General features: G+C 35.8%; 13 protein-coding genes and 1 pseudogene. 12 read left to right on the forward strand and 2 right to left on the reverse strand.

The features are described 5' to 3' along the window. Positions 1 to 19: 19 nt before the first annotated feature. Positions 20 to 838 carry a ribonuclease H family protein gene (locus OZX59_RS06795; RefSeq protein ID WP_277125508.1) on the forward strand — a complete coding sequence of 273 codons (819 nt, stop codon included), beginning with the start codon at positions 20 to 22 and terminating at the stop codon, positions 836 to 838. Here OZX59_RS06795 and OZX59_RS06800 read toward each other — a convergent pair whose 3' ends face one another. Continuing rightward, on the reverse strand, positions 839 to 1,801 hold the full coding sequence (locus OZX59_RS06800; protein WP_277125510.1) for a DUF1002 domain-containing protein: 963 nt from the start codon (positions 1,799 to 1,801) through the stop codon (positions 839 to 841). A 143-nt stretch (positions 1,802 to 1,944) separates the two neighbouring features. On the opposite strand from OZX59_RS06800, the gene OZX59_RS06805 reads away from it, so the two are divergent. The 6 genes from OZX59_RS06805 to OZX59_RS06830 all read left to right on the forward strand — a co-directional run bounded on the left by OZX59_RS06805 (position 1,945) and on the right by OZX59_RS06830 (position 6,687). Continuing rightward, a complete protein-coding gene (locus tag OZX59_RS06805) occupies positions 1,945 to 2,790 on the forward strand; it encodes a glycosyltransferase family 2 protein (protein ID WP_277125512.1) in 846 nt (281 codons plus the stop codon). Continuing rightward, positions 2,787 to 3,443, forward strand: coding sequence for an alpha/beta hydrolase (locus OZX59_RS06810; RefSeq protein WP_277125514.1), 657 nt, complete (start codon positions 2,787 to 2,789; stop codon positions 3,441 to 3,443). The genes OZX59_RS06805 and OZX59_RS06810 overlap by 4 nt, the downstream gene beginning before the upstream one ends. Before the next feature lie 86 nt (positions 3,444 to 3,529). Next, the gene (locus tag OZX59_RS06815) at positions 3,530 to 4,507 is read left to right on the forward strand and encodes a ribose-phosphate diphosphokinase (RefSeq protein ID WP_277125517.1); all 978 of its coding nucleotides are present in this window, start codon (positions 3,530 to 3,532) and stop codon (positions 4,505 to 4,507) included. Between the two features lie 145 nt (positions 4,508 to 4,652). Beyond that, the gene (locus tag OZX59_RS06820) at positions 4,653 to 5,333 is read left to right on the forward strand and encodes a TetR/AcrR family transcriptional regulator (protein ID WP_277125519.1); all 681 of its coding nucleotides are present in this window, start codon (positions 4,653 to 4,655) and stop codon (positions 5,331 to 5,333) included. 12 nt (positions 5,334 to 5,345) lie between these two features. After that, on the forward strand, positions 5,346 to 6,176 hold the full coding sequence (locus OZX59_RS06825) for a hypothetical protein (RefSeq protein ID WP_277125521.1): 831 nt from the start codon (positions 5,346 to 5,348) through the stop codon (positions 6,174 to 6,176). A gap of 22 nt (positions 6,177 to 6,198) precedes the next feature. Further along, positions 6,199 to 6,687, forward strand: a complete 489-nt coding sequence (locus OZX59_RS06830; protein ID WP_277125523.1) for a GNAT family N-acetyltransferase — start codon at positions 6,199 to 6,201, stop codon at positions 6,685 to 6,687. A gap of 43 nt (positions 6,688 to 6,730) precedes the next feature. Here the strand turns inward: OZX59_RS06830 and OZX59_RS06835 are convergent. Beyond that, positions 6,731 to 7,702: pseudogene (locus OZX59_RS06835) on the reverse strand (CAP domain-containing protein); the annotation flags it as partial. A gap of 319 nt (positions 7,703 to 8,021) precedes the next feature. Between OZX59_RS06835 and OZX59_RS06840 the strand changes: the two are divergent. The 5 genes from OZX59_RS06840 (at position 8,022) to OZX59_RS06860 (ending at position 13,648) form a co-directional block, all read left to right on the forward strand. Further along, a complete protein-coding gene (locus OZX59_RS06840) occupies positions 8,022 to 10,775 on the forward strand; it encodes a cation-transporting P-type ATPase (RefSeq protein WP_277125525.1) in 2,754 nt (917 codons plus the stop codon). A gap of 139 nt (positions 10,776 to 10,914) precedes the next feature. Then, positions 10,915 to 11,763 carry a hypothetical protein gene (locus tag OZX59_RS06845; RefSeq protein ID WP_277125527.1) on the forward strand — a complete coding sequence of 283 codons (849 nt, stop codon included), beginning with the start codon at positions 10,915 to 10,917 and terminating at the stop codon, positions 11,761 to 11,763. A 252-nt stretch (positions 11,764 to 12,015) separates the two neighbouring features. Beyond that, positions 12,016 to 12,792, forward strand: a complete 777-nt coding sequence (locus OZX59_RS06850; protein ID WP_277125529.1) for a hypothetical protein — start codon at positions 12,016 to 12,018, stop codon at positions 12,790 to 12,792. After that, positions 12,792 to 13,232: a thioredoxin family protein gene (locus OZX59_RS06855; protein WP_277125531.1), complete on the forward strand. Its 441-nt coding sequence runs from the start codon at positions 12,792 to 12,794 to the stop codon at positions 13,230 to 13,232. Before OZX59_RS06850 ends, OZX59_RS06855 begins: the two co-directional genes overlap by 1 nt. Continuing rightward, positions 13,229 to 13,648, forward strand: a complete 420-nt coding sequence (locus tag OZX59_RS06860; RefSeq protein WP_277125532.1) for a hypothetical protein — start codon at positions 13,229 to 13,231, stop codon at positions 13,646 to 13,648. Before OZX59_RS06855 ends, OZX59_RS06860 begins: the two co-directional genes overlap by 4 nt. The last annotated feature ends 6 nt before the right edge of the window (positions 13,649 to 13,654 follow it).

Consider the following 13,654-nt stretch of genomic DNA (forward strand, 5'->3'; position numbering starts at 1 on the left):
GAGTGTAGGAAGGTAAAAAATGAAATTTTATGCAGTTAGAAAAGGTCGTGAGCCAGGTATTTATCGTAGTTGGGATGCGGCGAAGCAACAAGTCAATGGCTACTCCAATGCTGAATATAAATCTTTTAAGAACATCACTGATGCAACTGATTATTTAGGCTGGGGTCAAACGGAGCGCAATGAAGTCTTACAAAAAGATGAAGATACCTTGGAGCGAGCAGTTGCTAAAATTAAGCGAGCAAGTCAACAGGTTAAGCCACCAACAAAGCCCGCTAAGCTTGTCACTGCTAAGCGTAAACCAGCTAAAACTACTCGATCAAATCATTTTAAGTCAAGCAATCCTAGTGACTTTTTTGCAGCAATCTATACTGATGGTGGTACACGCAATACAGGTAATTACAAGGGTGGCCATGTCAAAGCAACCGATAAAGCTGCTTGGGCGTATTTAATTGAATGGCAAGAAGCCGGGCAACAGCAAGCAACTTCTGATAGTAATGGCGAATTTGGTGCGACAAATAATAAGATGGAATTAACAGCATTGATTGAAGCTCTAAAGAAGCTAATCAAGCTGGGCTTTAATCAGCAACGTTTATTGTTTACGCTAGATTCCCAATATGTATTAGAACCGATTAATAAGGGCTGGCTCAAGTCATGGAAGAAGCGTGGCTGGAAAAAGAGTTCCAAAGGTGAAATTGCTAATTTAGCATGTTGGCAAGAGTTGGATCAATTACTTGAGCAATTTACTAATACCAAATTTGAATGGACTAAAGGTCATGCTAATAATCGTGGCAATGAATTTGTCGACCATAAGTTGAATCAGTTTATGGATCAGATGTAACTAATTTAAAACTAGAGTGCCACCAAAAAGGTGCCCAAAGAATTCGGTCACATTATGCCATATTTGCTGGAACCAGTTACGATTTTTAGGAGTATTTATTTTATCAAAAATACCTTTAGCATGTTCCTTAATTCCTTGTGAAACACTAGCAGCTTGTTGTTTAAAATTATGATTCTTCAACGCTCCAGAATCACGGACTTCAATTAAAACATTGATGATTTGCTGCTTTTGGTTATTGTTAATGGTATCGCCAAGGTGGTTAATATTAATTTGTTTGTCAACGATATCATGAATTTGACTATTAGAAATATTGTTGCCAACTTTACCCATTTCTTGCTTGGCGCCAGCAACAGCATGATTAAGTTGCGCATCGCTATAACCGTCTTTATCAGAGTTTTCCTTAGTAATCTTACTTAAAGTGCCCATTTCATCTTGGGCTGCATTGACTTGAGCTTGATTTAGGTTTTCACCGGTTTTAGCATAAGCAGCATAGACGCCAGCTAAGGCTCCGGAACCATCAATGGGGGTAGCACTAGTTACATAAATATCGGCGTCACTAATACCAGCAGTCAGCGCAGCATTTTTATATTGGCTCGTAGTGATCTTGGTAATATTGTTATGACCGTTGTAGTCGAGAATTTGCACATTAATACCGCTACCACTAGCCGACTTCTTAATCATAGCACTGGACCAGACTCCAGAATTAGTCGTAAAGTTATCGCCAGAAGGATTTAGATATTTAACTAGGTCATTACCATCGATAGTAATTGTTTGATAGCTGTCATTATTGAGCGGCTTAGTCAGCGTTTTAAGAGTACCATCTTTTTGATCATTAGTTAATGAAGTTCCTAAACAGATAATAGGCAGGTCTTCGGCTTTGACTGTTTGCTTAGATGCACTCATGCTAACAATACCAGTAATTAGGATTGTGATAAGGGCAAAAATAGAAATCTTTTTGTTCATAATAAAATAATTAACTCCTTTTTAATAAGTTAATTATACTAAAGACTGGCAATAAAAGGTCAAGCTAAACGTTTTTTGTTATTTATCTTAGATTATTTTTAACTGTTAAATGGTATAATAAATCTAATTGTGAGGGGGATGTTATGACTGAGCAACCAGAATTAACTGTTATTATGCCGGTATATAATGTTGAGAAATATTTAGCTAGAGCGTTAGACCATCTGGCAAGCCAGACAGATCCAAACTTTAAGTTGCTAATTGTCAATGATGGCTCAACTGATCAGACTCGTGAAATTGCGGAGCATTATCGGCATAAATTTCGTTACTTTAAACTAATTAATAAAACCAATGGTGGCTTGTCTGATGCCCGTAATGTTGGATTAGACAACGTTGATACGCCATATTGTACTTTTCATGATGGTGATGATTGGGTTGATGCTGACTATACGGCCTTTTTTGTTCGCGCTTTTCATGCTCATCCAGAAGCAGCAATGGTATCGTGTGGTTTTTGGTTAGATTATGAATACCGATCTGGTTCAGTAAGTGCAACTAAAAAGCAAGTTCGCGGATTAAAGAGCAAGTTAAAAACCTATCAGTTGATTACTAATTTATTGGGGTCACTATTTAATAATCACTTATTTGCCAGTTCAGTTAAAGGCTATACTTGGAACAAAGGTTATAAAATATCGGTGATTCGCAAATATAACTTAAGTTTTGTCAAAGACTTAGCCTTCATGGAAGATCAGATTTTCAATATTGAATATTTATCATTAACGCAGGGCTTTTATTGTGATAGTCAACCTTTATATCATTATTGGCAACGCAAGGATAGCATGGTACATGATTTTAGCTTAAAGATGATTCCTGATAATTTTAAGGCAAATTACATAGTGGCGAAGATGATTGTTCACAGTTTATGGCAAGAACATAAAAAAGACCATACTGCTGAACAAAAGTTAATCGAAGCTAGTGAAAGGAAGCAGCAATGAGAGAAAAGGTTAATGGCAATCAACTATACTATACTAAGTTAGGTAAGGGTCAACCGCTGCTTTTACTACATGGACATCACTTAGATGGTGGGATGTTTGATAAGGTAGCAGCCCCGCTGTCGCTTTATTATACTGTCTATGTGCTCGATATGCGGGGACATGGCTTAAGCCAAGGAGACGTGGCCGAACACTATCAAACTGAAGTCGAGGATGTTGCCAGTTTTATTAAGCAAGTTGGCATTGAAGGGTGTTTTTGTTTTGGCTTTGATGCGGGTGGCTTGGTAGCTATGATGCTTGCCAGTCAGCAGCCGCAAATCTTTGCTAAGCTAATGATTGCTGGTGTTTTTGTTAACGGCAACGGTATTAGTCCGTATCATTATTTGACTGAAGGTTTTTTACGTTTTTTACGACTTGATCGTGATAGTCAGGTAGAATTAACTGAGAGCTTCATGTCGGTCGATAGTTTGCGAGCAATCACTATTCCAACTTATTGTATTGTCGGTGAAAAGGATTGGGTCAAAGTCGAGCATGTGCGTTGGTACAGTCAATTAATTCCTCAAGGGCAATTGATTGTAATGCCCCGTCAGACTCATGATAGTTATGCAGTTAAAAGTTTTAAGCTGCTTAATTTAATGGAAGAATTTTTTAAATAGTAATTAGAGTGGACTCTGTGGTCAAACAAACTAGTTTTTGAGTATAATAAAGGGATAAGATTAGTATTTTTAATGAAGAGGTAGCTATGAATAAGGAAGAAATCTTGCAATTAATGCACCCAATGAAATTAATCGGGTTAAGTGGGAATCCAGCTTTAAATGAAAAAATTGCTTCAATCTTGAAAAAGCCATTAATTGAAACAGCTGTGCAACATTTTAGTGATGGTGAGATTCAAGTAAACATTGGTGAAAGCGTTCGTGGGTGTGATGTGTTTGTCATTCAATCGATTCAAGATCCAGTTAATGAGAACTTTATGGAATTAGAAATCGTTTTGGATGCTTTGCATCGTGCATCAGCACATAAGGTTAGCGTAGTTGTTCCATATTTAGCATATTCACGTTCTGATACTAAGACACGCTCACGTGAACCGATTACTGCTAAGTTAGTGGCTAATTTATTACAAATTACAGGAATGGATCATTTGATTGCTCTTGATTTACATGCTTCACAAATTCAAGGGTTTTACAATATTCCAGTCGATCATTTGCATGCTTTACCGCATTTGGCACAGTATTTCCTTGATAATGGGATTGCGACTAAAGATGATGACAACTTAGTAGTTGTTTCACCTGATCATTCGGGGGCAAAACTGGCTCGTAACTTTGGTCAATTCTTTAATGCGCCAATTGCAATTGTTGATCAGCGTCGTGCCCGTTATGATACTGAAGTGCACGATGTGATTGGTGACGTGAAGAATAAAAAGTGTATCATTGTTGATGACTTGATTGATACTGGTTCACGAATTTCGTCTTCAACTAAGTCAGTTATGGCTGCTGGTGCTAAAAAGGTTTATGTTGCAGCAACTCATGCATTATTATCGCAAGATGCGACTGAAGTGTTGAATGAACTACCAATTGAACAAATTGTAGTAACAGATACGATTAAGCATAGCCATTATCCAGATCGTATGGTCAGAATTTCAGTTGATTTACTGCTAGCGCGTGGCATTAATTATGCTTATAATGATCGTTCTATGCACTCTTTGAGTGAAAATGAGAAGTAACTTTTACTTAATAATCCTTGTTTTTAACTAAGCGTGACTTAGTTATACTAAAAATAGGGGTTATTTCCCTTTTAGTATATTTTGTTTATCTATCTTGAATGATTGATATAATAAAAGCAAAGTGTATAGAAAACGGAGAAAACTTATGGCACGACGAAAGAACCTTAAGCGGCGCAGAATTATTCTAAATAATACATTTTCTTTAATTCGAACAAATGGGATGGATAATGTTTCTTTTCAGTTAGTTGCTGAAAAATCGGGAATTTCAAAGTCTTTATTACAGTCGTATTATTCGCATAAGTCCAAGTTGATTGATGATGTTGTTCGAAATATTCTTAATACGTTAGACCAGCAAGTGAGTAAGTTTAGTAACTCTAACGCTGGAATTTGTGCGCGAACCAAGGCTTTCATTTATATAATTGCGATGCTTGGTATATATGATCAAGGGCTAGAGCGGATTATTCTGGAAGTTTTTAGTAGTACTAAAACGCTCGATACTTGGAGTAAAATGCTCAACAGTTGGATTAAAGAAGTGCAATTATTTGACGATACGCCGTTTGATATGGTGCAAGTAGAATCAGGCATTGCTTTTGTAGTTACTGGAGTCGGATTTCTGTATCGTAATCGTGAAAAATATAATTTAAGCGCAGAGCAATTAGCAGATTATGCGACTAGTTCTTTTATGTATAGTTTTTTACATTATAATTCTAAACAGATAAAACAAGAACTACAAGCTGGTCATGAGATTATTGCCGCTGCTGATATCGAAGTGATTCATGATGCAATTAACACTATGTTTGATGACGATAAAGAGATTGTATGTTAGAAGGAAGATAATATGGCTAATCGTGCGCAAACTGAGTTACCTAAGGTAAGTCAGCCGCAGAATAATCAATACAAAAAGGTACTGCCTTTTCTAATTCTCCTAATTGTGACGTTAACCATGATTACCGTGACTTTTTTAAACCCGTATTATATGAAGGGCCAAATTCGTAGTGATAACAATCAAGCGGTTGTTGTCAGACAAGTTAATCAACATTTTGATGCTTTGGCTGAAGCGATTGGTGCTGATGAAGATGGTAATAGCGCTAATCTTCTGACGAATAAGCAAACGCAGCCGATTGCGGACCATATTATCGACTATACCCTTGGACTGCATTGGTTTAAGTTTAATAATCTAACTTTGGCTAAACAGATACTGCATGACATTGAGTTGAATATTGGTCAGGGAGCCTCAAGTGACGCGCAGTTAGTCCAAGCAAAATTAAAAAAGCTAGCCAATAATGCGCCATATGAAGTTATTGATACTTTCAGCTTGAATACTATTACCTTAGGTGCAAACATTGCTGTCATGGTTTTATTGATCAATATTGTATTATTGGTAGCTGCTATTGCCAGTTTGTATTCGTTAATTAGCGAAATGAGAGAACGATTTTCGGCCAAAGAATTATGGCATCGGATAACTGCTGCTGGAATGTGGGGTGGCTTCTGGTTAATGTTAACTGCCGGGGTATTAGCGCTAATTCCAGTTGTTTGCAATGTTGCTGATCTTGCAGTGTTTGGTTATCTAATCGAAATTAGTAGCAGTGTTTTTTTAAACTTCGTAATTGTTGGCGTAATTATTTATGTGCTAAGTGCTATTCCGTGGGAAATCACATCTAATAATTGATTAGTTACTGGGGGCAAAGCCGATGATAGAATTTATTAAGGCAAAAGATACGGACTTGCGGTTTATTGTGGAAGTATACAATCAAAATATTGCGAGTAAGAGTGTAACGGCTGATTTAAGTCCGGTGACAGTAGCACAAAGACAAGATTGGTTTGCTGCTCGAGATGCTCAACATCCGATTTGGATAATCCAAGTTGACAAACATAAGGCAGGGTGGCTTAGTTTAACCCCTTTTTATAGGCGCGCTGCCTACCATGCTACGGTTGAAATTAGTGTTTATATTGATCGCGATTGGCAACATCATGGATTAGGTACACGAGCATTACAATTTGTTACAGAACAAGTAAAGAAATTAGAAATTCATACAATTTTGGCTTATATATTTACTAATAACTTGCCAAGTCTGGCTTTATTCAAAGCTGCTGGCTATCAGGTTTATGGTCATTTGCCACGCGTAGCTGATATGGGTGAGCAAGTGCTTGATGTAGATATCTTGGGTAAACAATTTTAAAAAATATAAAAGACAGGAGATACCCTCCTGTCTTTTATTGTGCTTGATTAAATAATTTAAATTGGTACTGATAAATGCCTTGAATATCAACTCGATATTCATGACCTGTGATTAATGGCAGTGAACCTGGCGAATAAGTAATAATTGTTTGAAAGTTGCCATATCCAATATCATGATAATTTTTTACTTGTGTCGCTTGTACAGATTGCTGAGTATCAAGATCTGTAATAATGATTTTGGGAGTATGCTTGATTGTTTGATCAGAAAAGTAAACTGACCAGGCAATATTGCCCTGCAACAGTTCAATTGGAAAGACTCCATTATTGGGGTAGACTACCATTTTTTTACTAGCAGGACGAAAAATATCTTTTGGATTCAAGACTTTTTGGACTGAATAGCGATAGCCGTTAGTACCGTAAGCGGCGCCAACTCCTGTTGATGTAAGTCTAGTCGATAAGATCCAAGCACGGTGCCCAGTATCATTACCGGTTAGGTTGTGGCGATCAGTTACTAAGTCACTAATGACCTCTCCTGCACTTTGATTACTAGCATTAAAGTTTAGATTGGCTTTTTGCGAAGTATCCTGAGCAGTTTTCCAAGTAGTTTTAGTAATATTCTTGGGCCTTTTCTCATAAGGAAGACCATGTTGGTTGATAAAAGGATTGGCATTAATTGCTGCCATAACAGCAGCAGTCTTTTGAGCATTTTGATTACTTTGCTTATTCTTAGTAATTGGATTCAGACCAAAAAGTCCCCGATAATAGTTGATATAGGCTATTTGATCATTAATATAAGCAGGAGCCAAACTACCAGCATTAAATTTACGCTTTAACTTTGGCTTAGTTGCATAAAGATTATGGATATTGTATTCGGTTTTACGTAAAGTAGTGTATTCAGCTTGGTATTGCTCTACTTGACTGGCTTCAGTGGGACTTAAGTCTGCGGCAAAGGTAGTCTTAGTCGCACAAAAGCAGACAAGCAATGTTGAGATCAGTATTAATTTTTTAGATGGCATGCTATTCGTCTTCGTCACTTTCTCGATGATAATCTATATTACTATAGTTTACATGATTTTTTTATAGACAAAGCAAAACTTTAATAAAAAATAACTATTGTTTTTATTAAAGCAATAAAGTTTAGTTCAAAATTATTTGCTGTCAAGTATATTACTTGCAAAAAGTAAGTAGCTCAAGTAGGCTAGTGGTAGATAGCCATATTTTAATATTAGAAAAATGTAATTTTTAGGTTAAAGTATTGGCTCACAAGATGTGCTTTTGAGGGCAAGCAAAATTTTGTTAGCCGCGCTTTTTCCTTTATTTAAGAAAGGACGGCCAATGAATTTCTATCAAAAGAGTAAAGCAGAAATTATTGAACAATTCAAAGTCGACTTGGAGACTGGTTTAACTGCCAAGCAGGTGATAGAGCAAAGAACCAAATTTGGTGAGAATAAATCACCTGAAAAACGTGAAGATCCCTATTGGAAAATTCTTCTTAAAAGTTTTAAAGAACCAATTATCATTGTTTTAATCGGTGCAGTCATACTCTCATTATTGAGTGCCTACTATAAAATTAAGGTTCAAGGACAAATAAGAAGTGGCCAAGAATCCCTCTATGAAGCTGCTGCAATTTTCATCTTAATCATGGTTAATGCGATTTTGGGCTTTTGGCAAGAAATTAGTGCGCGTAAAAGTCTGAATGCCTTGAAAGAGATGAATAATCGGTATACTAATGTCTTGCGTGATGGTAAGTGGCAAAGTATTCCTGCTCATGAATTAGTTGTTGGTGATGTGATTAGCAGTCAAGTTGGGGATTTCGTTGAAGCGGATGTCCGTTGGCTAGAAGTTAGCGAACTGCAAGTAATTGAGTCACACTTGACTGGTGAGGCAGATGCAATTGAAAAGCAAACCGAAGCAATTGAAGATGAAGTTGAGGTAGCTGATCGCAATAATATGGGCTTTTCGGGCTCAACGGTGACTAACGGTCATGGTCTTGGTGTAGTTGTAGCAGTTGGTAGTGAAACTGAACTTGGTAATATCGCACAAATGATTGAAGAGGTTGAAGATAAGCCTTCACCGCTGCAAGATACAGTCAAAGACCTAACTAAGGTTATGATGATTATGGCAGCGATTTTGGTAGTTTTCACTTTTATCATGATTATGATTAAAACGAAAACTATGAACGTTGCGGCATTTGCGACCGTTTTATCAACAGCCCTCGCGTTAGCTGTGGCGTCTGTTCCAGATGCCTTGCCAGCGGTGTTGTCAATTGTATTGACAATTGGTGCGCGTAAGATGGCAAAGAATAATGGCCTGATTAAATCGCTAAATAGTGCAGAAACTTTGGGAGTTACGTCTTATATTTGTTCTGACAAAACGGGGACATTAACGAAGAATGAAATGACAGTGGTGCAATATTATGCCAATGGTCAATATTATCAAGTTGATGGTCTAGGGTATAAACCTGAAGGTGAGATTCACAGCCAAAATACTGATGAACATAGTGATCAAGCCTTTTTGAAAGGTGCAGTCCTGTGCAACACGTCAACTATTGAAACCAATGAACAGGGCGAACACGTTCCTGTTGGTGCTCCAACTGAGGTAGCCTTAACTGTTTTGGGTAAAAAGGCCCACATTGATCGAGCAGATTTGCTAAAAGATAATGAAATTGTCCGCACTTTACCCTTTAGCAGCAGTCGTAAGATGATGAGTGTGGTAGTAAAAGAACAAGATCGCTATATTGTTTACGCTAAGGGCGCACCTGATGTAATGGTTAAGCAAGCTCATGCAGTCTTGCTTAATGATCAAGTTGATGATAGTGAAGCTGCTAAAACAAACTTTTTGGCAACAGTTAATGAATTTGCCGATGAGGCTTTAAGAACATTAGCGGTTGGGCAAAAGGAAGTTACGGAGCAAGAGGCTTTAAATGCCCCAGTTGAAGAACTTGAAGCAGGATTGGTGATTACTGGCGTTGCCGGAATTATTGACCCACCACGTGAAGAAGTTAAAGCATCAATCAAGAATTTACATGATGCTAAGATTGAAGTAGTAATGATTACTGGTGATCATGAGAATACTGCTCGGGCGATTGCCGCCGATCTAGGAATTATTAGCAGTAAAAATGCACCAGTTATCACTGGTGCTCAATTAGAGAAAATGACTGATGAGGAACTCTTTGAACGTGTCCCAGTAACTAATGTGTATGCGCGAGTTTCACCAGCGCACAAACAACGGATTATTAAACAACTGCAAAAGCATAATCAAGTTACTGCAATGACTGGTGACGGTGTCAATGATGCGCCAGCTCTGCGCGCAGCAGATATTGGAATCGCGATGGGGATTACTGGCACGGAAGTTACCAAAGATTCTGCTGATTTGATTTTGCTTGATGATAACTTTACTACGATTGAATCTGCGGTTAAAAGTGGTCGGACAATTTATGGCAATATTAAGAACTTCATTCGGCATGAATTAACAACTAATGTGGCCGAAGTGTTAGCAATTTTATTAGGCTTCTTGTTTTTCAATCATTCAATTGGTCAGGTGGCAGTTGGGACACCAACTTTAACTGCTCTGATGGTTTTGTGGGTTAACATGATTAGTGACTCGTTACCGTCTTTTAGTCTTGGGTATGATGTACCAGAAGCGGGGATTATGCAAAAAAGTCCGCGCGATCCTAAAGAATCAGTCCTGGCCAATCACGTGTGGTCAAGAGTCTTAATTCGTGGCTTTTTCATGGGAGTGCTAGTCTTTGCCGCATTTTTATGGGCAGCCCGGCAAGGAATGAGCGGTGAAGAGGCGCAAACAATTGCCTTCTTGACTTTAGTGTACGGACAATTGTGGCACATCTTTGACGCTCGTAGTACGAAAACGTTGTTTGATCGGAATCCTTTTGAAAATAAACGGTTAATAGCCGCAGTTTTGTTTGCAGGAATTAGTTCGTTCTTAGTAACAGTAATTCCATTCTTCCAATTTATTATGGGCACAACAGCCCTGAACTGGCAGTTGTACCTGTTAGTGATTTTTGTACCGGCTTTACCAACATTTATCTTATCGGGTTTAAAGAAACTCTTTAAAATCAAAATTTGGTAATTAATAAAATAGTGGTGTTTAAAAGCAGTTCGTTTGAACTGCTTTTTTCATATTTTTTTAATTCTTTGTTTGCCATTAATGTGAAAATAATACATAATATAGTTAGGAAGAAAAATATTTATTTTACTAGGGGTATAAAATGAAATTAGGAGAATTATTAAAAAAGTATCGAGACAAACAGTCAAAAAATAAAAAAGAATGGTCTGGTAATATTATTAGTCCATCTTTTTATGCTAGAGTGGAGGCAGGAATTAATCGAATATCAGCAGAAGATTTGATTGATTTGCTGCATTACAATAAAATTTCTCTAATCGACTTTTTTAGTAAATTAGATCAGAATGAACAGCCTGAAGATGCTATACAACGCAAGATCAATCGTTTACTTAATCAAGCTTATTATACATGTTCACAGCAAGACCTTGAGAAAGTTCGTGAGCAAATCGAAAGTAGTGATTTACCTCATAAGGAAGATGAATTAGCCCAAATTGAGCTGAGTATTGCAGCTCTAAATAATGATTTTTCACAGGTAAGAAGTGGAACAAGAGAGAAAATAAAAGCGTATCTGTATAATGTCGATAAATATGATGTTGATAGTCTAAATGTCTATTGTAATTGTATAGGACTATATAATTTAACAGAAAACCTCTCTGTTTCACATCGCATTGTTAGGCATTTTAAAAATTCTGATAATCCACAGATTCAAAAAAATATACTAGGCGTAATTTTTAACATGCTAATTTTGTGTATAGAAGGTAAACAGTACAATAAAACAGATTTTTTTATTAAAAGTGCAAAGGAAATTAAAACTTTGCCAGAAACATTTTTTTATAAAAGTATGCTACCCTTTTTTTCAAATTTAATTGAATATCATTATAAACCTAAAGACGATTATCTCAGAGAGTGTTTGACGGTAATTGATAATGTTTCAAGTGCAGGAATGCTTGAATATAGTCAAGAACTCAAAAAATTTTTGGAAGAAAATATTTAATTTAAATGACGTATTTGCAAAATAGCAAATACGTCATTTTTTATTATGCTTAATTTATTAGAATATAATTAAATCACAAGACTAAAAAAGGAGGGAATACGAATGAGTAATTTACTTAAGATTCCGTTATTCTTTATTTTTAATAAGATGTAAGACTTTGATAGGCTAGTTATTTAATTAATTATTTTTAAATTCAAATTTAGAGAGAAGGAAGATATTATGCGTTCTTTACATTAAAAAAAGTATATCTTAATGATGATAGGCTTGATTTTGATTTCAATTTTTGGAAATGTTTTTGAAAGCGTCAATGCTATTTCTCAGAATTCTGAGTCAGTGTCAGTAAATGATCAGGCGATTAATGCTTTTTTCAGAAGTAACGAATATGTTAAGATCAAGGATTCTTTAGTTAGTGAGACACCTCAGGTAATTAAGCCATTATATGATGATGATGGACATCAAAATGGTATTTCGTTAATATTTTCAGTTAAAACGGATACTAAACAAAGTTTTGATGAAAACAAAGTCAAAGGAACTTATACAGCAAAGGTCGAATCTCCTTTGTTAGCTGTTTACAATTTAAAAGATAAAAAAATTACAACTGTAGATTTATTCGATTATTCTTACTTGGCAACTGAGGATAAAAATATTAAGGTAACTGATTTATCAGATGATTCTGTAATGTACCTCAAACCAAATGAAGTTACTGATAATACAAATGAATTTTCTAGAAACTTGAATAAAGATATTGACAAAACAGTTGATAATGCAACTGAAAAAATTAATTCTAATAATGGAATTGCTTCAAGGGTTACCAAATCATGTTCTATATTCGAATGTACTAAATATAAAAAATATGGTGGATACTCGAATGAAGGATGTTCTACTATAGGTAATATGGTATGCGCTGGAGTTTCTGGTAAATGGAGGAGTGTTGTCTGCGCAGGTGCAGTAGCAGTAGCTTGTTATGTTCCTAAAGGAAAGCTTTGCGTGAAGGGACGTTGGTACCATTCAAATGTGTGTCCAATATAATGAAAAATAATAGAAAAAAAGTAAATCTCACTGTAATATGTCTGATTTTATTGGCTTTAACCTTATTAATTTATTGTAGCTACAGTAAATATCAAAGTGACAATTCAAAACATACTTCAAATATTAAGGTTGAAAACGTTAAACAAAAAAATACGTTATCCGTTACTCAACTAGTCAAGAAAATAAAAGAAAAAGATACATTTTCAATTATATTTTATGGGAGTTCATGTCCACCTTGTAAAAAGGAGCTGAAGGCATTAAAAAAGGTAAATGTTGGTAGTAGCTTCTTTTATCTAGACTTGGACAAAGTTGAAGACATCAGTAATAAGACTTTTAAGAAGCTAAATGTTGAGTATACGCCAACTATTATGAAGTTTTATCAAGGTAAACCTGTGTTAAGACAGGAATCATATGTTGATATTAATGTCTTAAAAAAATGAAACTTAACGATTTTAGTATGTATTCCAAGAAAAATACTTCTAAGAAAGTTTCGGATTACTTCATACCTATCAATATAAAAAAATTTAGGAAACTTATTGCTAATAAGAAAACTTTTGTAGCTTATATCGGTAGACCAACATGTGAAGACTGTCGTTCTTTTGAAAAACAGCTGTTAAAGAAGGATTTGAATCCCTTTAAAGGTAAAGTTGTCTATTTAAACGTAACCAAAGTAAGTAAAAATCTAAAATACTGGAATAAGTTTAAAAAAAGTAATTTTATTTATGGAACACCAGCTTTTGTAAGTTATAAAGAAGGTAGAATTTATTCTTCTTCATCTTGGAGTGTTGAAAACGGCTATAACTCGAATAAAGCAATAAATTGGCTAAATAAACAAAAACTGCAAAAAGTGTATTAATAAAAA

Source organism: Lactobacillus sp. ESL0681, assembly GCF_029392835.1.
Lineage (GTDB): Bacteria > Bacillota > Bacilli > Lactobacillales > Lactobacillaceae > Lactobacillus.